We start from the raw sequence: 21,778 nt of genomic DNA, 5'->3' as shown, positions 1-21,778 counted from the left end.
TTCCTATGCCCACTACCGACCCATTTCACGAAGACCCCGACACCGCGCCCGTCCCTCGCGACGAAGGACGGGCCTTCCTGGTCGGCGGTGGGATCGCATCGCTCGCGGCGGCCGCGTTCCTGATCCGCGACGGCGACATGCGCGGGTCGGATATCACGATCATCGACGAGGGTGCGCTGCTTGGCGGCAGCCTCGACGGCGGTGGATCGGCGGAAAACGGCTATTCGCTGCGCGGCGGGCGGATGCTGGAGTCGAAATACCTCTGCACCTTCGACCTGTTCGGCTCGATCCCGACGCTGGAGGGCGACAAGACCGTTACCGAGGACATCTTCGACTGGAATGCGGTGATGAAGACGTCGTCGCACTCGCGGCTGTTCTCGGGCGGCAGGCGCCACGTCGCGCCGGAATTCGGGTTGACCGGCCACCATATCCACGGTCTCGAAAGGCTCGCGATCACGCCCGAGGCGATCCTCGACCGCTCGACCATCGCCGACCAGTTCGACGCAGGCTTCTTCAAGACTAATTTCTGGCTGATGTGGTGCACGACGTTCGCGTTCCAGCCGTGGCACAGCGCGGTCGAGTTCAAGCGCTATCTGCTCCGCTTCGCGCACATGGTCGGCGGTTTCAACCGGCTCGAGGGGATCATGCGGACGCGGCTCAACCAATATGACTCGCTGGTCCGCCCCCTCCACGCCTGGCTCGTCGCACGCGGCGTGCGCTTCCGGATGAACACGGTCGTCACCGATCTGCGTCTCGCCGACGACGAGGGAATGACCGTCGTCCGCGGGATACGCATCGCCGAAGGTACGAAGATCAGCGAGATCCGGGTCGATACCAACGACTACGTGCTGCTCACGCTCGGCTCGATGACCGAAGGCTCGAGCCTCGGATCGATGGACGCCGCGCCAGACCTGCTCGGCGCGACCGCCGGTGGCGGATGGGCATTGTGGGAGAAACTCGCGGACGAGCGGCCGCAATTCGGCAGGCCGGCGGTCTTCACCGGAGACGTCGACCGATCGAAATGGGTGTCGTTCACGACCACGCTCCACGACGCGACCCTGCTCGCGCTGATCCGCGACGCGACCGGCAACGTCCCCGGCGAAGGAGGGCTCATCACCTTTCCCGAATCCGCTTGGCTTGCCTCGATCGTCATCCCGTACCAGCCGCATTTCCTCGACCAGCCCGACGACGTCGCGGTATTCTGGGGTTATGGATTGACCGTCGATACACCCGGCGATTTCGTGCGGAAGCCGATGGCGGACTGCACCGGTCGCGAGATCATGATCGAAATCCTCGGCCATCTCGGCATCGCCGCGGAGGCCGAGGCGATCCTTGCCAGCGCGACCTGCATCCCCTGCATGATGCCGTTCATCACCAGCCAGTTCATGCCGAGACGGCACGGCGATCGGCCGGATGTCATTCCGGCCGACACCGCCAACCTCGCGGTGATCGGCCAATATTGCGAGCTCCCCGACGACTGCGTCTTCACCGTCGAATATTCGGTGCGGTCGGCGCAGACCGCGGTGTACGCGCTGCTCGGCCTGCGTCGATCGCCGCCCCCGGTCTACAAGGGCGCGTTCGATCCGCGCGTGCTGTTCGAGGCGTTCGTCGCGCTCCACGATCTCGCACCCGCCGGCACGCACGGTAGGTAGTTCCCGACGCTGGTGCCGCCGCACCCCGATCCTACGGTTTGGCAACGCTCCCTTGCAGAGGATCACGCCATGAAATTCAGCCATTCGATCGTCGCCGTGTTCGACGAACACGCCCAGGCCGATGCCGCGGTAAAGGCGCTTGCCGCGTCGGGGTTCGGGCTGCGGCGGTTGAGCATCGTCGGCAAGGGCTATCACAGCGACCAGACCGCGACGGGGTTCTACAACAGCGGCGACCGGATCCGCTTCTGGGGCTCGCGCGGCGCGCTATGGGGTGGCCTGTGGGGGCTGTTCATGGGCGGGCTCTACGCGACCGTTCCCGTCGTCGGCGGGGTCGTACTGCTCGGGCATCTGGCGGCGACGGTGATCGCGGCGATCGAGGGCGCGGTCGTGCTCGGCGGCACCGGCGCGCTGGTCGCGGCGCTCGCCAGCCTCGGCATCCCCGAGGACTCGATCGTCACCTACGAGACCGATATCGTGTCCGACGGGTTCCTCGTCATGGCGCACGGCAGTGAGGCGGAAATGGAGCGCGCCAAGCTGGTGCTCGAACCGCTCAGCCCGCGTAGGATCACGGTCCACCATGACCACGGCAATACGTCACCGCATACGCAACTGACCGGCGAACTGCCCATCGCTGAGCCAGTCGCCTGACGCAGGACGAGGCCCCGTTCTGGATCAGGTCGGCCGACGCGCAGCTGGCCGAACTCCAAACGTCACGTGACGGGTGAGCACGGCGGAGGCGAGGCAGCGTCTCGCACGCAACGGCCCGAACAGTGACACCGCAGAGACGCATACCGGCCCCTTACGCGCGATCGCGCGGCGCCTGCTGGAGCCGCTGTCGCTGATCCTGCTCGCTGCCGGGCTGGTGTCGGCGGCAACCGGCGATGCGATCGGCGGGTCGATCATCGTCGTAATCCTCGGGTTCTCGGTGCTGCTCGACACCTATCAGGAGGGACAGGCGGTCCATGCCGCGGCGATCCTGCGCCAGTCGGTCGCAGTGTCCGCGCGCGTCCGCCGCGACGGCGCGTTTGTCGCGGTCGCGATCGAAGCGGTGGTGCCGGGCGATATCGTCGAGGTTCGCGCCGGCGACATCATTCCGGCCGACGCGCTGATCCTCGACAGCAATGCGTTCACCGCGAACGAGGCCGCGCTGACCGGCGAACCCTATCCGGTCGACAAGCGTGCTAGCCACGTCGCTGCAACCACCGCCGCCGAAGCTTCGAACGCGCTGTTCCGGGGCGCGATCGCGCAGACCGGGACGGCGACCGCTTTGGTCGTCGGCACCGGCCGCGCGACGCTGTTCGGTTCGGCCGCTGCCGCGCTGGCGACCGCCGCCGCGCCCTCGCCGTTCGAGCGCGATCTGCATGCGTACGGGCTGCTGACGACGCGGCTGACCTTGGCGCTGGTAGTGGTCGTGCTGACGGCCAGCATATTCCTTGGTCGGCCATTGCTCCAGTCGCTCCTGTTCGCGGTCGCACTGGCCGTCGGGCTCACACCAGAGCTGCTGCCGATGATCACCACCGTCACGCTGTCGCGCGGCGCGATGCGGATGGCGAAGCGCAAGGTGATCGTAAAACGGCTCGCGTCGATCCACGATCTCGGCGCGATGACGATCCTGTGCACCGACAAGACCGGCACGCTGACCTCCGCGCAGATCAGCCTCGCGCGAAGCATCGGCCGCAACGGGGCGGACGATCCCGAAGCCGCGCGGCTGGGTGCGATTGCGGCGGCGCTCGGCGGCGATCGCGGCGCGCTCGATACGGCGTTGGTGACCGCATCACCGTACGCCGCGAAGGGTTGGACGCTGGCCGCGCAGAGCGTGTTCGACTTCGACCGCCGGCTCGGCACGGTGCTGGCGACGGGTGCAGGTGGCAAGATCCTGATCACCAAGGGCGCGCCGGAAGCAGTGCTCGCCGGATGCGCGGCGTTGACCGAAGCGGACCGAGCAGCAGTCCTGGCGCAAGTCCGCACGCTTGCCGAGCAAGGCCTGCGCACCATCGCGATCGCCTCGCGACCTTGGACCGGCCCAACGCATGCGCCAACCCCGGCCGACGAAACCAACCTCGTCTATGCCGGACTGTGCGCGTTCGCCGATCCGCCGAAGGAAACTGCCCCCGCCGCCGTCGCGCGTCTGCAAGCCGCGGGTATCCGCCTGAAGATCTTGTCAGGCGACGACCCCGTCGTTGTCGCCCGTCTCGCGGGGCTGGTAGGCCTTGCCACCTCTCGCGTGCTGTCCGGGGCCGACATCGCCAGGCTCAGCGACGACGCGCTGGCGGTGCAGGTTCGTGACGTCGACGCCTATGGCCGTCTGGCGCCCGACCAGAAGGCGCGGCTGGTGCGCGCGCTCCAGGCAAGCGGTGCGATCGTCGGGTACCTCGGCGATGGAATCAACGATGCGCCAGCGTTGAAGCTCGCCGATATCGGCCTGTCGGTCGCCGGCGCGGCCAGCGTCGCGCAGGCATCGGCGGATATGATCATGCTCGACAGCGATCTCGGCGTGGTTGCGGATGGCGTCGAGGAAGGGCGGCGGACGTTCGCCAACATCCTCAAATACGTCCGGATGGGCGCCAGTTCGAACTTCGGCAACATGCTGTCGATGGCCGCCGCTTCGCTGTTCCTCCCCTTCCTGCCGATGCTGCCGACGCAGATCCTTCTCAACAACTTGCTCTATGACGTGTCCGAGATCGGCATTCCGTTCGACAGCGTCCGGCCCGAAGCGGTCGCGCGGCCGCAGGTGTGGAGCATGCCCGCGCTGATCCGTTTTGCCGCAGTGATGGGGCCGCTGTCGTCGGCGTTCGACCTGCTGACGTTCGCGGGGTTGTCGCTGGTCTTCCATGTCGCGGCGCCGGAGTTTCGCACTGCCTGGTTCCTCGAATCGATGGCGACGCAGATCCTCGTGATCTTCGTGATCCGCACCAACGGACGACCATGGGCGGACCTGCCGCGGCCCGCGCTTGCGCTATCGTCTCTAAGCGCGCTTATGGTGGCGATGGTGCTGCCGTTCACGCCGGTCGGCAGCTGGTTCGGGTTCGTCGCGCCGCCGCTCGTCGTGGTTGCGAGCCTTGGTGGCGTCACGCTCGGCTATCTTGTGCTGGCCGAGCTGTTGAAGACCTTCCTGTTCGATCACCGCCCCACCAAGCGCGCGCTTCGCTGAATGAGCCTGGCAAGCCTTTGGCGCGGGGTGTTGCGCCATATCGGCTGGGTGCTGGGCCTCGCGGTGATCGCGATCGTCGTCGGCGCGGTTCTGCGGATCGGCGACCTGCACGCGTTCGCGACGATGCTCGAAGATGCGCATCCCGGCTGGCTGCTGGTCGCGCTGGCCTTGCAGGCGACTACCTATGCGAGCGTCGCGGCGGGCTGGAAGATCGTGCTGGGCCAGACCGGCACGCCGCAACCGCTGCGCCGTCTTTATCCGATCGCGGTCGGCAAGCTGTTCGCGGATCAGGTCATTCCGGTCGCGGGGATGGGTGGCAACATGTTCCTCGTCGACCAGTTGACTGCACTCGGGGTCAAGCGCGGCAACGCCGTCGCGACGCTGCTGGTGGCGATGATCGGATTCTACGCGGTGTACGGGGTCTGCGCATTGGCGATGCTGGCCACTCTTTGGATCAGCGGGCTGGCGTCGATCTGGATCGCGGGGTTCGTGCTGGTGTTCCTGGTCGTAGCGACCGTGATTCCCGGGCTGGCACTGTGGATCCGCCGGCGCGGGCGGCGCCCCCTCTCGCCAGCTCTCGCCCGGTTCGCGAGCACGCGCTCACTCGTCGCTATCATCGGCGAGGCGCCGAAGCGGTTGCTGGTCGACCGCCGGCTGATCGTCCGCGTCGCGGGCGTGAATGGCCTCGTCTTCCTCGCCGATGCGGCCAGCCTGATGGTGTGCTTCCTCGCGCTCGGCCAGCCGGTCGGCTTCTCGGTCGCGTTCGTTGCGGTGATGACTGCATCGATGATCGCGACGCTCGGCCCGATCCCGCTGGGCCTCGGCACGTTCGAGGCGGGCGCGACGGGGATGCTCGCGCTGATGGGGGTGTCGGTCGAGGCAGCGCTCGCGGCGACCTTGCTGCTGCGCGTGTTCACGCTGTGGCTGCCGCTCGTCCCCGGCTTCGTGCTGATCCGTACCGCCCTACGCGCCAAGACAGCCAGCCTGCCGCGTTAGGACGCTAGGCTGAGCGTCAGGCGCGGACGATGCGCGATCGGCCGGGGGCGGGGTGCGGCACGGATGCTACGGACTGCCAACGTCAGCACGGGTTCCACGACCAACCCGGCCGCCTCGATCGACAGCGCCGCCAGCGCCTCTCCATAGAGTTGCGCGAGCAGTTCGTGGGCCCGGCGCGCGCACGGCCCTGCGGCGGCATCGGCCATCGCCCGCGTGGCGCCGAGGCGGCGCTGGAAATAGAGTATCTCTGTGTGGATAGCGTTCATCACGAACTCCCCGCCGGTTCGCCCCATTGCCGCACGATGCGGGTGTCGATCAGCCGATCCGTATGCAGACGGTAGCGGACGTGGACGGCGGCGTCGGGACTCGGAAAGCACGTACCTTGCCAAGATCGTCAGGCGAGTGCGCCGGCGTGCAGCGCGATCTGCGCGTCTTCCTGCGAGGGGAGTATCCGGATTTCGAGCCCTGGAACCCACGCGAGACCCGCGCGGATCGCTTGGGCGGTTGGCGCGTCGTTCTCCCCGATCCCGCCAGTCAGCACGAGCATGTCGGCGCCCCCGAGCGAGGCGATCATCGCCGCGATCTGCTTGCACACCGATCGCTCGAACATCCGGACGGCGAGGTCGGCTTCTTCGGTCGCCGCAGCGCGCAGGACTCGCATGTCGCCGGACAGACCGGATACGCCGGCCATGCCCGATGCGTGATCGACCAGCGTCGCTAGGGCCGGCGCGTCCAGCCCCGTCTCGCGCAGCAGATACAGCAACACGCCCGGATCGATATCGCCCGTCCGTGTCGCCATCATCACGCCACCGGACGGGGTCAGCCCCATGCCGGTGTCGATTGAAGCACCATTGCCTACGGCGGTCACGCTCGCCCCGTTGCCGAGATGCGCGATCACCAGCCGTGCGGGTATATCGCCGCTGAGTTGGCGGAGGATCGACTCGCAGGACAAGCCGTGGAAACCGTAGCGCCGCACGCCGGTCGCCTGGTATTGGCGGGGGATCGGCAGCGTCCTGGCGATGTCGGGCATGCCCGCATGGAACGCGGTATCGAAGCACGCGATCTGCGACACGCGCGGATAGCGTGCCTCTGCCGCTCGGATCAGCGCCAGCGACGCCGGCCCGTGCAGCGGCGCAAACGCACACGCCGCCTCCAGATCGGCCATCACCGCATCGTCGATCCGGCAATGCGCGTCGCGGTGCGGGCCGCCGTGGACGATACGGTGACCAATCACCGTGGGCACCGGCCACCCCTTCAACGCGGTCTCGATCGTGTCGAAGATGCGCGCGTGATCGTCGCCATCATCGTCGGGCGTCTCGATCGTCTCGCCGACGAGCAGGACGGGCTCCGGATCGACCGCGTACATCCCGTATTTGAGCGACGACGACCCGCTGTTGAGCGCCAATACGGTGGCTCGCTTCACCGCGACCATTGCCAGTCACGAACCTCCGGCAGATCGTCGCCCTGCTCGGCGATGTAGAGCTTGTGGCGCTCCATCGTCGTCCAGTAGCGCGCCGTCTCGCGCGGCACGCAGTCGCGCAGCCGAGGTACGCGCTCGATCGCGTCGAGCGCGAGCCGGTATCGGTCGAGATCGTTCAGCACGACCATGTCGAACGGCGTCGTCGTCGTCCCCATCTCCTTGTATCCGCGAACTTGAATATTGGCGTGGTTCGCGCGCCGGTAGGTCAGCTTGTGGATCATCGCCGGATAGCCGTGGAACGCGAAGATCACCGGCTTGTCGCGCGTGAACAACGCATCGAACTCGCGCTCGTCGAGCCCGTGAAGATGTTCCGACCGCGGCTGCAAACTCATCAGGTCGACCACGTTGACCACCCGGATGCGGATGTCGGGCACGTACGCACGCAGCATCGTCACCGCCGCCAGCGTCTCCAGCGTCGGCACGTCGCCCGCGCACGCCATCACCACGTCGGGGTCGGCATCGTCGCCCGCCCACGCCCAGATCCCCGCACCAGCGGTGCAGTGCCGCACCGCTGCGTCGATCCCGAGCCATTGCCATTCGGGCTGCTTCCCCGCGACGATCACGTTCACATAGCCGCGACTGCGCAGGCAGTGATCGCCGACCGACAGCAGGCAGTTCGCATCGGGCGGGAGGTAAATCCGCGCGACGTCCGCGGTCTTGTTCGCGACATGGTCGATGAACCCCGGATCCTGATGCGACAGCCCGTTGTGATCCTGCCGCCAGACATGCGAGGTCAGCAGATAATTGAGCGACGCGATCGGCCGCCGCCACGGGATCGTCCCGGTCGTCTTCAGCCACTTGGCATGCTGGTTGACCATCGAATCGACGATGTGGACGAACGCCTCGTAGCATGAGAACAGCCCGTGCCGCCCGGTCAGCAGATACCCCTCGAGCCAACCCTGGCAGAGATGCTCGCTCAGCACCTCCATCACGCGGCCGTCGGGCCCGAGATGTTCGTCGACCGCCTCGACCTCCGCCATCCAGACTTTCCCCGACACGTCGTACACGTCGGCCAGCCGGTTCGACGCGGTCTCGTCCGGCCCGAAAAGCCGAAAGTTCACCGTCGCCAGATTGAGCTTCATCACGTCGCGCAGATACCGGCCGAGTACGCGCGTCGCTTCGGCCTTGACCCTACCCGGCGTCTCCACCGGCACCGCAAAGCTGCGGAAATCGGGCAGCGACAACGGCACCATCAGCTCGCCGCCATTGGCATGCGGGTTCGATCCCATCCGCCGATGCCCGGTCGGCGCGAGCGACGCATATTCCTCCAAGAACTTGCCCGTCTCATCGAACAGCTCTTCGGGCCGGTAGCTCCGCATCCAGTCTTCGAGCTGGCGCAGATGCTCTGAATCCTTGAAGTCCGCGATCGGCACCTGATGCGCGCGCCACGTACCCTCGACCGGCTTGCCATCGACGAACTTCGGCCCGGTCCAGCCCTTCGGCGTGCGGAACACGATCATCGGCCAGCGCGGTCGTTTGGGCGTCACGCCCTCGACACGCGCCGCCGCCTGGATCGCCTGGATCTTCGCCAACGCCTTGTCGAGTGCCGCGGCGAGTTGCTGGTGGACCGCCGCCGGGTCGCTACCCCCGACATAATAGGGCTCATGCCCATAGCCGCGCAGCAACGCATCGAGCTCGTGCCCGTCGATCCGCGCGAGGATCGTCGGATTGGCGATCTTGAAGCCGTTGAGATGCAGGATCGGCAGCACCGCACCGTCGCGCGCGGGATTGAGAAACTTGTTCGAATGCCAGCTCGCCGCCAGCGCGCCGGTCTCCGCCTCGCCGTCGCCGACCACGCATGCGACGATCAGGTCGGGGTTGTCGAACGCCGCGCCGTAAGCATGCGCCAGCGAATAGCCGAGCTCGCCCCCCTCATGGATCGACCCCGGCGTCTCGGGTGCGACATGGCTCGGGATACCGCCCGGCCACGAGAATTGCCGGAACAGCCGGTGCATCCCGCTCCGGCTCCGCTCGATCGCCGGATAGCGTTCGGTGTACGATCCCTCCAGATAGGTGTTGGCCACCAGCCCCGGCCCGCCATGCCCCGGCCCGATGACATTGATCATGTCGAGGTCATGCTCGACGATCAGCCGGTTGAGATGGACGTACAGGAAGTTCAGCCCCGGCGTCGTCCCCCAATGCCCGAGCAGCCGCGGCTTGACGTCGGCGATCGTCAGCGGCCGATCGAGCAACGCATTGTCGCGCAGGTAGATCTGACCGACCGACAGATAGTTCGCCGCGCGCCAATACGCGTCCATCCGGCGCAGCATGTCGGCGGATAGCGGGTGCGTCCTGGTCGGCATCAGCGTTGCAATATCGGCCATGTTCAGCTCCCGAAATCGAGGACGACGCGCGATGCGACCTGCCCGTGCTGGAGCCGGTCGAAGATATCGTTGATCGCCGACAAGGGCTGCACTTCGATATCGGCCTTCACCTTGCCATCCGCGGCAAAGGCGAGCGCCTCGGCCATGTCCTTGCGCGTACCGACGAACGATCCGCGCACCGTGATGCACTGCGCCACGACGTCGAACAGCGGCATGGGAAAGTCACCCGGCGGCAGGCCGACGAGCACGCACGTCCCCTTGCGTCGCGTCATCGCCACGCCCTGATTGAATGCGGTCAGCGACGGCGCGGTGATCAGCACGCCGTGCGCGCCGCCCGCGGTCCCGTCCTTCAGCGCCGCGATCGCGTCGGGCTTGCGCGCGTCGATCAACAGTTCCGCGCCCAGCGCCTTGGCATGGGCGAGCTTGCCGTCGTCGACATCGACCGCGGCGACGCGCAACCCCATCGCCTTGGCGTACTGCACCGCCAGATGCCCCAGACCACCGACACCCGAGATCGCGACCCACTCGCCGGGCTTCGCGCCCGTTTCCTTGATGCCCTTGTATGTCGTGATGCCCGCACAGATGATCGGCGCTGCCTCGACTGCGGACAGGCCGGCGGGAATATGCGCCACGTAATTCGGATCGGCGAGGATATACTCCGCGAACCCGCCATTGCGCGTGTAGCCGCCGAACTCCGCCTCGGCGCACACCGTTTCCCAGGCGGACAGGCAGTATTCGCAATGCCCGCACGCAGAGTATAGCCACGGCACACCGACTCGGTCGCCAAGCTTCACGATCGTCACCCCCGCGCCGACTTCAACGACGATGCCGATCCCCTCATGGCCTGGAATGAACGGCGGCGTCGGCTTGACCGGCCAGTCGCCATGCGCGGCGTGCAGATCGGTGTGGCACACCCCGCATGCTTCGGTCTTGACGACGATCTGTCCGGGCCCTGCGACCGGTACCGGCCATTCGCGCAAGGTCAGCGGTTTGCCGAACGCCTCGACGACGGCGGCTTGCATCATACGGGTCATGGACTGTCCTTGAAGATGCGGAAAATTCAACGCGCCATCCGCGTGACGAGCGCGGGATCGGCCAGCAGCGCCTCGTCCCCGAATGCGATCTGCGCACAGGTCCGCTGCGCCTGGACCGTAACCTCGCGCAGATACTGGTCGGCAAAGCGCGCGTTCAGCCCCGGCACGATGTGCGCAAACCGCCGATGCTCCTGCGACCGCATCCCGAACGCGTGGACGATATACTGGTCGAAGACGCTGTTGAGTCCTTGTGCCTGCCCCTGTTCGTCGAGCCAGATCTTGCTCGCCGCCGAGGTCGAGAAGCTGACCAGACGCTTGCCGCCGAGCAGGTCGGTCCGCACCCGTCCCTGCAACGCTTCGGGCTGGACGCCTGCGCCGAACACACGCTCGACATAGCCCTTCAGCATTGCCGGTGGCGTCCCGAACCAGATCGGATAGACCAGCACGAACACATCGCATCCGGAAATGGCATCGACCTCGTCGAGCACATCCTGCCCGTAGGCTGCTGCGACAGTCGTGGGCCGTTCCGCCGCCTTCAGCACGGGATCAAAGCCGGCTGCATACAGATCGCGCAGCACAACCTCCTGTCCGGCCGCCCGAACAGCGTCGCAATAGGCGCCGGCAATCGCGTGATTGAAGCTCGCCGGATCGGGATGACACAAAATCACGGCATGCCGACCTCCCGTCACGCCATGTTCGGCAACCACCATCGTTCCATCCTCGCCTGAGCGTCACGATCCCGGCAGGCTGCGGCGAAGAGCGGCGCTGTCGTACAGGGTTCTGGTCAAGGAGGGTATGCGCCGAAAGCCACCGAAGTGACCCTCGGAAACTACGCATGCCGGAATGCGTCGGCGCGGCTTATCGAATGGTCTCTAACCCTTCCGGGTTGATTTACTTACCGGCGACCATGCGAGAGCCGCAGCCGTTTCGAAGCATGCCGGAAATACCTGTTTCGGACATTGCCGCTCGCCGACCGGTCGCGCGTTTTACCGGGCTGCTGCCGGCCGGACGGTGCGAAACCCGATATGCGAGGCGCCGAGGTCGTGATCCTGCGCCTGCCATGCGGCGGGGCGGTAGTTTGCGCAGTAATTGTGTGCGCACAGGAACGAGCCGCCCTTGATGATGCGTTGCCCCGCGCCACCGGCGGCGTCGAGCGTCCACTCCCATGCGTTACCGACCATATCGCTGAGGCCCCAGGCGTTCGCGTCGTAGCAGCCGACCGGCGCCAGCCCCGCATAGCCGTCGTCCTTGGTATCGACGAGCGGGAAGACGCCTTGCCAGCTGTTCGCCGTGGCGTGACCGTCGGACGCCCGGATCCAGGATTCCGGCGAGCGCTCGCCGGTTTGCGTGCCGCGTGCCGCGCGCTCCCATTGCACCACGCTCGGCAGCGTCGCGCCTGCCCAGCGCGCATAGGCCGCGGCGTCCTCGAAGGCGATCTGGACGACCGGTTCGTCCATGTGTCCGGCAAGCCCGGTGTCGGGTCCACGCGGATGCCGCCAGTCGGCACCCTGGATCATATGCCACCACCCGCGCGGATCGTTCATCGGCACGGGATCGCGCGGCATGACGAACACCGGTGCGGCGCCCTCTCGCTCGGCTTGCGTAACGTGCCCGGTGGCGAGAACGAAGGTGGCAAATTGGCGGTTGGTGACTTCGTGGCGGTCGATCCTGAAGGCGGCGACAGCTTTGGTCTCGCCCGGCGCGCCCTCGCCGTCCTCGCCGAGCGGCACGCGACCGGCCGGAACCAGCACCGTGCCGTCGACCGCATGGCAGGGACCGCTGGTCGCGGGTGCCGCGCCGAGCAGGACGCTCGCCCCCGCCGCCAGCACGACCGCGCCGATACGGCCGATCATGGCGCCGGGCTTTTCTGCACGACCGGGGCGGCCGGTGGCACGACGCCCTTCGCAGCGGCATAGCGGTTCCAGCCGGCCGTCAGCGCCGCAAGCCGCGCAGGCTCGCGAGCCGCCAGATCGGTCGTCTCGCCCGGATCCTTCGCCAGATCGAACAGATGCCAGCGCCCGTCGCCCTTCTGCTTCAGGTAGCGTGAGCCGGCAGGAGCGAGATAGACCGCTTTCCAGTCGCCCTGGCGGATCGCGCGGCCGTCGAACAATTCCCACGCGGTCAGATCGTCTGGTGTCCGCACCGCATCGGCCGTCCCGGCGAGCAGTTGCGACAGGTCGCGGCCTTCGAACGGCAGGATCGCATGCCCCTTGTAGGTGGCCGGTTGCTTGAGCCCCGCCTCGGCGAGCACCGTCGGCGCGATGTCGGTAACGTGCAGCAACGCGCTCGACACGCGCCCACCCGTGACGCCGTTACCCGCCCCGCCATTCCCCGACACGCCCTTGCCCGAGGCGAACGTCACGGTCCGCGTGCCGCCCTCCGTCGTATAGCCCTTGACCAGCCATGACGGCGCCGACCCCGCCTGCGCCCATGCGAACCCATAGCCGACATAGGAGTTGCCGCGACCGATATTGGCCAGGCTGTTGTCGATCCCCAGCTTCCGGATCGCCGCCGGATCGGTAACCTCCTTGGGCGCCGCGATCGCGTTGCCCTCGGGCCCGTTGTCCGCGGTGAAGAGGATCAGCGTGTTGTCGAGTTGCCCCGAGGCGCGCAACGCGTCGATCACGCGACCGACGTTCCGGTCGAGCCGATCGACCATCGCCGCATAGACCTCCATCTTGCGCGCCTCGATCGCGCGCTGCTCGGGTGTCAGCGACGACCAGGCCGGCACGCCGACGAGCGGATGCGCGACGACGGTCGCAGGGACTAGCCCGAGCTGTTTCTGCCGATCGAGCCGCGCGGCGCGCAACGCCTCCGGCCCGGCATCGAAGCGGCCCTTGTACTTGGCGATATCGGCATCGGGCGCCTGGAGCGGCCAATGCGGCGCGGAAAACGCGAGATAGGCGAAGAACGGCTTTTGCGTGCTGGCGGGTTCGCCAAGGAAACCGATCAGCTTGTCGGCGAACAGGTCGGTCGAATACGCGCCCTTCGGAAACGGCACTTCCTTGCGATCCTGCCGGTATCTTGCCTGTTCGACATCCGCCCAAGCGCGGTTCTGGTCGGCGCCGAAGTGATTGCCGAGCCCCTGCAAGAGCGCGAACGAGCGATCGAAGCCGCGCGCTGCGGGGGATCGATCTTCCGTGAGGCCGAGATGCCATTTGCCCGCCATCAGCGTGTGATAGCCACCCTGCTGCATCAGTTCGGCAATGCTCGCGACCCGGTCGTTCAGATAGCCCTCATAGCCCGGATGCCCGGCCTCGTTCGGGCTGAGCATCTCCGCCATCGTGCCGAGCCCGGCCTCGTGGTTGTCGACACCGCTCATCAACATCGACCGCGTCGGCGAACAGGTCGGCGCGGTGTGGAACCCGGTGAAGCGCACGCCGGCCAGCGCGAGCTTGTCGAGGTTGGGCGTGTCGATGTTGCCGCCGAACGCGCCGAGGTCCGACCAGCCAAGATCATCCGCCACGATCAGCAGGATATTCGGCCGTTGCGCGGTTGTGGTCGCGGCCGGCGGTGGCACGGTCTGCGCCGACGCGGCCCCCGTACAAATGCTGGCAGTCAAGGCGGCGGCAATCGCGATCTCACGCATCGGCTAATCCCAGGCAGATGATGTCGCACCCAAGCTAGCGCGACGATTTCGGCAAACCAACCGCTTCATTCCCATCCGTTTGATAGGATTTCTATCTGGTCAGCGTTTCCGCGATCATCCTACCCAAAGCGCCGACATCACCGGCCTGGCCGCTCCAACCGTATCGGACATATCCGGACGCTGGCGAACCCGGCACCGGCCAAGATCGGGGACGCATCATGACGACGCACACGAGTTCATCCTGGTTCGCACTTTGCGTGGCGATGCTTGCGTCACCCGCAGTCGTCGCCCCGGCAATGGCCAGCGACGCACCGTCGCGCGCGATCCCGACCGCCGCCGCCGCCACCGCCGCTGCGGAAGAGCCCGATCAATCCGGCGAGATCCTGATTACCGCACGCCGCCGCGAGGAGCGCAGCCAGGACGTACCGGTCGCGGTCAACGCGTTCGGCGGCGCGCAACTGGAGTCGACGCGCACGTATAACCTGCGCGATCTGCAGCAACTGACGCCGAGCCTAATCGTCACCACCACCAACCCGCGCAACACAAGCATCAACATCCGCGGGCTCGGCAACAACGTGTCGGTCTATAACGACGGGCTCGAGCCTGCGGTCGGCGTGTATCTGGATCAGGTCTATCTCGCGCGGCCGGGACAGACCGTCTTCGATCTGGTCGATGTCGACCGGATCGAAGTGCTGCGCGGTCCGCAGGGGACGCTGTTCGGCAAGAACACCTCGGCAGGCGCGGTGGTGATCTCGACGCGCGCACCAAGTTTCACCCCCGAGGCCGGGGGCGACGTGACGCTGGGCAATTACGATTTCCGCCAGGTCCACGCCTATCTCAGCGGACCGCTGGTCGGCGATACGCTCGCGGCGCGGCTGTCGTTCAGCAAGACCGACCGCGACGGCTTCAACGTCAACCGGTTCGACGGCAGCAGGACGCAGGATTATCATGATCTCGGCCTGCGCGGCCAATTGCTCTACAAACCGACCGACGCCTTCAAGCTGCGCGTCATCGGCGATTACGGCCGCCAGCACGCGACGACCGCCGCCGCGGTGCTCGAAGGCGTCGTCCGCAGCTATGCCAACGGCACCAATTTCCCGAACAACTACACCGATCGGGCGACCCGGCTCGGCTACACGCCCGTCCCCTACAGCACCACCGACCGCGTGGTCGATGTCGATGCGAACCCGCGCTACAAGATGAATCAGGGCGGCGTGTCGGCGATCGCGGACCTGAGCCTGCCGGGAAACACGCTGACCTCCGTCACCGCATGGCGATACTGGCACTGGTACCCGCATAACGACGGCGACGGCACCGCGCTGGATGCCGGTCGCGATTTCCACCAGAGCAACGAACAGCAGCAGTTCAGCCAGGAGCTGCGCATCGCCTCCGAAGGCGAACGGCGCGTCGATTACGTTGCCGGCGTCTATTACCTCTGGCAGGAGATCAAGGCCAACGCCGTCAACGCCTATGGCACGCGGGCAGCCGACTGGTTCCTGGCGCCTACGGTCGACCGCGTCGTCGGTGCCGCCGCGCTCAACAATTACAGCTATGTCAGCGAGTCGAGTCCGGTTACGAACAGCTACGCCGCCTTTACCCAGGGCATCTGGCACATCACGCCGACGCTCGATCTAACCGGTGGGTTGCGGTATACCTACGAGACCAAACGCGGCTATTTCGACCAGACCGCAACCGGGACGGATCTGTCGACGCTGACGACGACGCAGCAGGCCGCGGCGCAGGCGATCCGCTCGCGCTATGGCATCGCCAACAGCTATACCGCGCGGACCAGCGCAGGCCGGGTTTCCGGCCAGGCGACGCTGGCGTACAAGATGACACCCGATGTCCTGACCTATGCGACCTATTCGCGTGGGCATAAATTCGGCGGGTTGAACCTTGCCAACATCAACGTCGTCGGTGCCCTCGCCGCCGATCCGGTGATCCGGCCCGAGACGATCGACAGCTACGAGGTCGGCCTGAAGACGAGTTGGGCGAACGGCCGGCTGATCGCCAACATCGCCGCGTTCTGGACCGACGATCGCGATTTCCAGTCGACGATCGTCGATGTCGAGCGCAACGGCGCGAGCTTCTTCACCAACGTCGGCGCGGTGCGATCGCGTGGGATCGAAGTCGACACCCGCGCCACGCCCGCACGCTGGCTGTCGCTGTACGCCTCGGGCACCTACGACGATGCGACATACGTCTCCTACCCGACCTCCCCCTGCCCGATCGAGACCACCGGCCAGGTGCTGTGCGATCTGAGCGGCGCGCGCCTCCCCGGTGTCAGCAAATGGGCGGGGTCCGCTGGTGGCGAGGCGCACGGCGATGTCGGCCGGATCGCCGGACGCGACGTCGAACTCTACGCCGGTGGGGACCATAGCTACCGCTCGTCCTTCTACACGACCGCGAACCTCTCCGCTTATTCGCGCATCGCCGGGTACGACCTCACCAATGTCCGTATCGGCCTGCGCACGAACGACGGACTTGTCGACATCCAGGCATGGGGACGAAACGTGTTCGATACGCACTACGCGCTCACGAGATCCGCGGCGAACACCGGGGCGGTGACCTACTCGCCCGGCGACCCCGCAACCTACGGCGTGACGTTGCGGACAAGATTTTGATGCGAACGGGGATTTGGCCGCGACTTCGGCCTCGCTGGCCGTTTGAACCAGAAGCTCCAGACGCTCAACGTGCCGAGCAGGCCGAGTACGAGGCCTGACACGGTCATCACCAGCCGGTAGCCGAGCCCGCCGACCTTGGCCGCGTGCAGCGGATACAGGATATTGTAGGCGGCGACGACGTTCGACAGCGAGCCTGCATCACGCGCCCCGATCAGACGACCGTCATCGGCCGCGAACCACAGCGTCGTCCGCCCGTTCGGCAGCCATTCCTGCGGTCGCTTCATCCGGATCGTGATGAGGCCGCTCTCCTTGCGCGGCAGCGACAGGCTGCGCAGTTCGGCGTCGGGAAAGCGCGCGCGCGCCACGACGATCATGCCCTGCCAGTCGAGGTGACCGGCGAGTGCGACCTTGGGTCCCTTTGGCGGCTTCAATGCCGCGTCGATCGTCGCCGGTGCGCTGGGCCCGAGGAACAGCGCGCTGATCGGCCGGAACACCAATGTCGCACCGGTCAGCAGCGACAGGATCAGCAACGGTGCCGCGACGATCCCCAGATCGCGGTGATGCCGGACGATCGCCGGACGACTGAGACGCTTGGGCAGCAGCCGGAACGCGAACGTCTTGCGCGTCCGCCACCACAGGATCGTCCCCGTGATCACGAACAACAGCCCCGCCACGCCCGCAATCCCGATGATCGTCTCGCCGATGTCGCCCGACAACAGGTGATGGTGCAGGTCGAACAGCCACAATTCGGGCCGCGCCCACTGGCTCGGCCACTGGCTGACGATCGTGCCCGCCTGGTCGGTATAGGCGCCTGCCCCCTTGCCGAAATCGAGCCGGTCGAGCCCGAGATTGGCGTTGGCGAAGGTGACGCTTTGCGGGCGTGTCGCGGGGTCCGCCATCAGCCGCTCGGTGGTCGCGGCGAGGATGCGCGTACTCTGGATCTGCGCGTCGCCGGCATGCGACAGCATGATCCACGCATCGCGGTGGACCAGGATCGCGCCCGTCAGCCCGAGAATTGCGAGGACCAGCCCGACAAAACCACCGGCCCAGCGATGCAGCGTATCGAGTAGTCCCATCCTAGAACCGGACGTCCCAGCCGAGCGTGAAATTACGCCCGCGCCCGGAGAAGAAATGCGCGTTGTCGGTCGGGCGCACCGTGTCGCTGTAATAATCGATGTAGAAATGGTCGAAGATGTTCTGCGCGCTCAGCGTCAGCGCGCCGACTGGCAACGCGTACCGTATGGAGGCATCGGTGATGTTGTACCCGCCGAAATCGTTCGCGGCGGGCAGCCCGGCATATTTGCGGGCGAGGTAGAATTGCTGCTGTACGCGAGCCGACACCTTGCCGCGCGCATAGCTGGCGGCGAGGTTAAGGCGATCGGGCGAGATGTTCGCGCCGTCCAGATCGATATCCACCTTGCCGTCGTCGTTCGAGTCCGTGCGGCCGACGAGATGCGCAAATCCGGTCGACAGCGTCAGCCCGGGCAGCGGCATTCGCGCTTCCAGATTGACCTCGATACCCTGTATTTCGACGCGCTGGCGTTGCGCCTCGTACGCGCCGCCCGTGAACACCAGCACCTGTCCGCGCGTGCTAGTCGACCAGAAATAGGTCGCGCTCGCGTTAATCGGTCCACGCTTCACCTCGACCCCGAGTTCGCGGTTGTTCGACACGATCGGCGCGATGTCGACATAGCTGTCGAGGTCGACCCCGTCGCGGTTGATCGCGCGCGAGATGCGGCCGACATCGGGCACCGTAAAGCCCTGCGCATAGCTGCCATAGGCGCGGATGCCGGAGATCGGCTCGACGATGACGCCGCCGTTGAACAACGCCTTGCTGAAGCTCGGACTGCCGCCGGACACCGCGTGGCTGCCATACGAGGCGAGCGTGGTGTAGTCGTCGATGACGATCGTCACATTCTCGTAGCGTGCACCGCCGGCGAGGCGAACGACCTTGTCGAACAGCGCGAGGTTGACCTGCCCGAATGGCGCGAGGCTGCGGAAGTCGGCGGGCGGTACCCAGACGCGGTTGGTCGCGATCAGGCGTTGCTCTGTGCGATCGTACAGCGCGTCGAAGCCGAGCGTCGCGGTCAGCGCCTCGAAGCCGGGAATGCCGCGTTCGTAGCTGAACTTGCCGCCATATTTGCGCGAGCGGTTCTGCGACTGGTCGAACAACTGACCGATTGGTGCGAGCCGCACGTCCTGGAACGTGGCGATCGGCGCGACCTCGCCGCCGAACGTATCGCGCGACCGGTTGAAGAACACCTGGGTCAAGAGATTGCCGCCCCACAGATCGGGATCGGTCAGCGACAGCGCGATACTCTCGGTGCGGTTCTCGGCCGGGTCGCCCGGCGGCGTCCCGCGCACCGACGTGGTCGGCAGGTTCGTGCGGAAATTACCGTTGCTGGCGATGTAATTGCCGCCGCCCTTCAGCTCGAACCGGTTGGCGATCAGGTCGATCCGCGCGGTATCGGTCAGCGCATAGCCGGCGCGTGCGAACACCGACCAGCTGCGCGAATCCTGCGTCTCGCCCTGCGTCAGGTCGGTGCCGACGCGGTTGCCGTGCCCATCGTAGAACGCACCGCGCTTGTCGTAGGCGCCCCCCGCCATGACGTCGAAGCGCCCCGATTTCCACGCGAGCAGTCCGGCGACCTTGCCACCGTTGCCGTCGCCGCTGAAGCCGGTATCGGTCGTCCCCTGCACCAGCGCGCGGCCCGAAAGACCTTCGGTGCGCGGCGGCTGCACGGTCACCTGGTTGACGATCCCGCCGGTGCCGCCGATCCCCTGCAACGCGTTCGAGCCGTAGATCAGTTCGACGCGGTCGATGAAGAACGGGTCGATCGTGAAGCCGTCGCGCGATCCATCGCGGAGCGGCGTCGACTGCGGGATACCGTTGATCGCGTACAGCGGCGATCGCCCGCGCAACGTCTCGCCCGCGCCCGACAGCTTCTGCCGCGTCGGCGAGAAGGAGGGGGTCAGGTTCGAGACCGCATCGACCACCGAACCGCCGATCGCGACCTGCTGGTCCAGGGTTGGGCGGTCGATCACGTCGATCGTCAGCGGGAGTGCATTGGGCGGCAAGATGCTGCGCGACGCACTGACGATGATGTCGGAAGGGGCGTCCGAAGCCCGGGCGTCGGTATCATCTCCCGCCGGCGTGATCATCGCCTGCGCGCAGACCGGCACGGCGGTACCGACGATCGGCATCGCCAGGATAGTGAATATTCCAAACCGCATCATTGTCCCCCGAACGGGGGCGTCCGTACGCGCGCCGGCCCGCTAATGCAAATCGTTCGCATATGCTCTGGGCGAGCGATGACTCTGCGTCCGGACGCGGGCGCTCCTTTGACGACGACCCACAACCGATATCCGCAAGGTGCTTACGCGTTCTCCGGCAACCGACGTCCGCAACTCCGCCAAACCGATCGCGCCTGGCGAGCCGAGGTCCCGAACCGTCCGGCAACGCAGCTGGCACGGCCCGGCCTCAGGCACCTGTTCACTTGGAGCCGTGGAGAACACATCGGTAAGTCACGAGCCTGCCCGTCCCTTTGCCCGGCTCGCCAGCCGCCGATCGAGGACGAAGCACGCTGTCGGGTCTGCTCGCTTTGAACGCCGTGTATCCTGCCTCGGCGGGCGTGTCTCAAGCAACACGGTTGGCAAGGACCACATCGAGAAGGCCGGGAAAGCGCTGGTCGAAATCGACGCGTCGCAACGTGTTGATCATTTCGCGCCCCGCCTGGGTCGTCTCGATCAGCCCCGCCGCGCGCAGCAGTTTCAGATGGTTCGACAGCGTGCTTTTGGGGATCGACTCGCACGGTGCAGCGTCGGTGCAACTGAGCCGCTCGGTCGCGGCCAGGCGCGCCACCATACCCAATCGATTGGGGTCGGCCAGCGCGTGCAGCGCGAGATCGAGTGGAACGTCCTCCAGCCTGGGATGCGTAAAACGGGGCATCAGCCTCATATAAGAAAACTTTACCGATTTAATAGTTCGGATATATTGAACTGTCGAACTGTTGGCTTATCTTCCATCCTGCCGGCAGCGCACGACGACGTGATCGCGGGCCACATTTCGGAGAATTGACATGTCACTTCAGGGCAAGACGGCGCTCGTCACCGGTGGATCGCGCGGCATCGGCGCGGCGATCGCCAAGCGGCTGGCTGCCGACGGTGCGGCCGTCGCGATCACCTATGCCGGCAACAAGACCGCCGCAGACGCAACCGTGGCGGCGATCGAAAGCGCCGGCGGCACCGCCTTCGCGTTCCAGGCCGACGCGGCCAACCCGGCATCGCAGCGCGCTGGCGTCGAGCAGGCTGCCGCAGCGCTGGGCGCGATCGACATCCTCGTCCACAATGCCGGTGTGGCGGAGTTCTCCGCTGTCGCCGACGATACGGATGAGACGTTCGACCGACAATTCGACGTCAACGTAAAGGGCCTGCACGTCGGCACCCGCGCAGCGCTGCCTCACCTGAACGATGGCGGGCGGATCATCCTGATAGGCAGCGTCTCAGGCGAACTCGCCTTCCCGGCGACCGCGGTCTACAGCGCGACCAAGGCGGCGGTGGCAGCGTTGGCACGTGGCTGGGCGAAAGACCTCGCATCCCGCAATATCCTGGTCAACACGGTGCAACCGGGCCCGATCGACACCGACATGAATCCCGCCGACGGCGAGTTCGCGCAACAGATGATCGGATTTATTCCACTCGGCCGCTACGGCAAGGTCGACGAGATTGCGGGCGCGGTTGCGTTCCTCGCCGGGCCGGATGCCAGTTACATCACGGGCACGACGCTCAACATAGACGGCGGCGCCGCTGCCTGAAAACCAGCGATCGGCCCGACTGCCAGATTGGAAGGGCCGATTGCTCCGATGCGCGTCGGGTAGGCGCACGACAATTTAGCGAGGAGGTTTAGAAGGGCGCTGCGGCTTAGCCGC

General features: G+C 66.5%; 16 protein-coding genes. 6 read left to right on the top strand and 10 right to left on the bottom strand.

Features of this window, described 5'->3' with window-relative positions:
* The first annotated feature begins 5 nt into the window (after positions 1–5).
* The 4 genes from O6Y00_RS09950 (at position 6) to O6Y00_RS09935 (ending at position 5,799) form a co-directional block, all read left to right on the top strand.
* A complete protein-coding gene (locus tag O6Y00_RS09950; protein WP_353442422.1) occupies positions 6–1,652 on the top strand; it encodes an oleate hydratase in 1,647 nt (548 codons plus the stop codon).
* A 69-nt stretch (positions 1,653–1,721) separates the two neighbouring features.
* Complete coding sequence (locus O6Y00_RS09945) at positions 1,722–2,300, top strand: DUF1269 domain-containing protein (protein WP_353442421.1); 579 nt, start codon at positions 1,722–1,724, stop codon at positions 2,298–2,300.
* Positions 2,301–2,373: 73 nt separating this feature from the next.
* Positions 2,374–4,803: a magnesium-translocating P-type ATPase gene (mgtA, locus tag O6Y00_RS09940; protein ID WP_353442420.1), complete on the top strand. Its 2,430-nt coding sequence runs from the start codon at positions 2,374–2,376 to the stop codon at positions 4,801–4,803.
* Positions 4,804–5,799, top strand: coding sequence for a lysylphosphatidylglycerol synthase transmembrane domain-containing protein (locus O6Y00_RS09935; RefSeq protein WP_353442419.1), 996 nt, complete (start codon positions 4,804–4,806; stop codon positions 5,797–5,799).
* Here O6Y00_RS09935 and O6Y00_RS09930 read toward each other — a convergent pair.
* From O6Y00_RS09930 to O6Y00_RS09900, 7 genes are all read right to left on the bottom strand, one after another.
* On the bottom strand, positions 5,796–6,065 hold the full coding sequence (locus tag O6Y00_RS09930) for a hypothetical protein (RefSeq protein ID WP_353442418.1): 270 nt from the start codon (positions 6,063–6,065) through the stop codon (positions 5,796–5,798). The two genes, O6Y00_RS09935 and O6Y00_RS09930, sit on opposite strands and share 4 nt — an antisense overlap.
* Before the next feature lie 128 nt (positions 6,066–6,193).
* Positions 6,194–7,231, bottom strand: coding sequence for an acetate/propionate family kinase (locus O6Y00_RS09925; RefSeq protein ID WP_353442416.1), 1,038 nt, complete (start codon positions 7,229–7,231; stop codon positions 6,194–6,196).
* Positions 7,219–9,603 (bottom strand): phosphoketolase family protein, encoded by a 2,385-nt coding sequence (locus O6Y00_RS09920; protein ID WP_353442415.1) that lies wholly within the window; start codon positions 9,601–9,603, stop codon positions 7,219–7,221. The genes O6Y00_RS09925 and O6Y00_RS09920 overlap by 13 nt, the downstream gene beginning before the upstream one ends.
* Before the next feature lie 2 nt (positions 9,604–9,605).
* Positions 9,606–10,637: an alcohol dehydrogenase AdhP gene (gene adhP / locus O6Y00_RS09915; RefSeq protein WP_353442414.1), complete on the bottom strand. Its 1,032-nt coding sequence runs from the start codon at positions 10,635–10,637 to the stop codon at positions 9,606–9,608.
* A gap of 26 nt (positions 10,638–10,663) precedes the next feature.
* Positions 10,664–11,347, bottom strand: a complete 684-nt coding sequence (locus O6Y00_RS09910; RefSeq protein WP_353442413.1) for an NAD(P)H-dependent oxidoreductase — start codon at positions 11,345–11,347, stop codon at positions 10,664–10,666.
* A gap of 276 nt (positions 11,348–11,623) precedes the next feature.
* On the bottom strand, positions 11,624–12,490 hold the full coding sequence (locus tag O6Y00_RS09905; RefSeq protein WP_353442412.1) for an SUMF1/EgtB/PvdO family nonheme iron enzyme: 867 nt from the start codon (positions 12,488–12,490) through the stop codon (positions 11,624–11,626).
* Positions 12,487–14,226 carry an arylsulfatase gene (locus O6Y00_RS09900; protein WP_353442411.1) on the bottom strand — a complete coding sequence of 580 codons (1,740 nt, stop codon included), beginning with the start codon at positions 14,224–14,226 and terminating at the stop codon, positions 12,487–12,489. The genes O6Y00_RS09905 and O6Y00_RS09900 overlap by 4 nt, the downstream gene beginning before the upstream one ends.
* A gap of 218 nt (positions 14,227–14,444) precedes the next feature.
* Between O6Y00_RS09900 and O6Y00_RS09895 the strand changes: the two genes are divergently transcribed.
* Positions 14,445–16,850 carry a TonB-dependent receptor gene (locus O6Y00_RS09895; protein WP_353442410.1) on the top strand — a complete coding sequence of 802 codons (2,406 nt, stop codon included), beginning with the start codon at positions 14,445–14,447 and terminating at the stop codon, positions 16,848–16,850.
* Here the strand turns inward: O6Y00_RS09895 and O6Y00_RS09890 are convergent.
* From O6Y00_RS09890 to O6Y00_RS09880, 3 genes are all read right to left on the bottom strand, one after another.
* Positions 16,820–17,926 carry a PepSY-associated TM helix domain-containing protein gene (locus O6Y00_RS09890; RefSeq protein ID WP_353442409.1) on the bottom strand — a complete coding sequence of 369 codons (1,107 nt, stop codon included), beginning with the start codon at positions 17,924–17,926 and terminating at the stop codon, positions 16,820–16,822. The genes O6Y00_RS09895 and O6Y00_RS09890 overlap by 31 nt on opposite strands.
* A 1-nt stretch (position 17,927) precedes the next feature.
* The gene (locus O6Y00_RS09885) at positions 17,928–20,087 is read right to left on the bottom strand and encodes a TonB-dependent receptor (protein WP_435368608.1); all 2,160 of its coding nucleotides are present in this window, start codon (positions 20,085–20,087) and stop codon (positions 17,928–17,930) included.
* Between the two features lie 400 nt (positions 20,088–20,487).
* A complete protein-coding gene (locus O6Y00_RS09880) occupies positions 20,488–20,799 on the bottom strand; it encodes an ArsR/SmtB family transcription factor (protein WP_353442408.1) in 312 nt (103 codons plus the stop codon).
* Positions 20,800–20,929: 130 nt separating this feature from the next.
* On the opposite strand from O6Y00_RS09880, the gene O6Y00_RS09875 reads away from it, so the two are divergent.
* Positions 20,930–21,664, top strand: coding sequence for a 3-oxoacyl-ACP reductase family protein (locus O6Y00_RS09875; RefSeq protein WP_353442407.1), 735 nt, complete (start codon positions 20,930–20,932; stop codon positions 21,662–21,664).
* Positions 21,665–21,778 lie beyond the last annotated feature (114 nt).

It is taken from the genome of Sphingomonas faeni (genome assembly GCF_040407565.1).
GTDB classification, from domain to species: domain Bacteria; phylum Pseudomonadota; class Alphaproteobacteria; order Sphingomonadales; family Sphingomonadaceae; genus Sphingomonas; species Sphingomonas faeni_F.
This window is presented reverse-complemented; position numbering and strand designations above follow the sequence as displayed.

Coding starts and splice junctions, on each gene's coding strand:
- O6Y00_RS09950 (WP_353442422.1), top strand. CDS start 6: ATGCCCACTACCGACCCATTTCACGAAGACCCCGACACCGCGCCCGTC.
- O6Y00_RS09945 (WP_353442421.1), top strand. CDS start 1,722: ATGAAATTCAGCCATTCGATCGTCGCCGTGTTCGACGAACACGCCCAG.
- O6Y00_RS09935 (WP_353442419.1), top strand. CDS start 4,804: ATGAGCCTGGCAAGCCTTTGGCGCGGGGTGTTGCGCCATATCGGCTGG.
- O6Y00_RS09930 (WP_353442418.1), bottom strand. CDS start 6,065: ATGAACGCTATCCACACAGAGATACTCTATTTCCAGCGCCGCCTCGGC.
- O6Y00_RS09925 (WP_353442416.1), bottom strand. CDS start 7,231: ATGGTCGCGGTGAAGCGAGCCACCGTATTGGCGCTCAACAGCGGGTCG.
- O6Y00_RS09920 (WP_353442415.1), bottom strand. CDS start 9,603: ATGGCCGATATTGCAACGCTGATGCCGACCAGGACGCACCCGCTATCC.
- adhP (WP_353442414.1), bottom strand. CDS start 10,637: ATGACCCGTATGATGCAAGCCGCCGTCGTCGAGGCGTTCGGCAAACCG.
- O6Y00_RS09910 (WP_353442413.1), bottom strand. CDS start 11,347: ATGGTGGTTGCCGAACATGGCGTGACGGGAGGTCGGCATGCCGTGATT.
- O6Y00_RS09905 (WP_353442412.1), bottom strand. CDS start 12,490: ATGATCGGCCGTATCGGCGCGGTCGTGCTGGCGGCGGGGGCGAGCGTC.
- O6Y00_RS09900 (WP_353442411.1), bottom strand. CDS start 14,226: ATGCGTGAGATCGCGATTGCCGCCGCCTTGACTGCCAGCATTTGTACG.
- O6Y00_RS09895 (WP_353442410.1), top strand. CDS start 14,445: ATGACGACGCACACGAGTTCATCCTGGTTCGCACTTTGCGTGGCGATG.
- O6Y00_RS09890 (WP_353442409.1), bottom strand. CDS start 17,926: ATGGGACTACTCGATACGCTGCATCGCTGGGCCGGTGGTTTTGTCGGG.
- O6Y00_RS09885 (WP_435368608.1), bottom strand. CDS start 20,087: ATGATGCGGTTTGGAATATTCACTATCCTGGCGATGCCGATCGTCGGT.
- O6Y00_RS09880 (WP_353442408.1), bottom strand. CDS start 20,799: ATGCCCCGTTTTACGCATCCCAGGCTGGAGGACGTTCCACTCGATCTC.
- O6Y00_RS09875 (WP_353442407.1), top strand. CDS start 20,930: ATGTCACTTCAGGGCAAGACGGCGCTCGTCACCGGTGGATCGCGCGGC.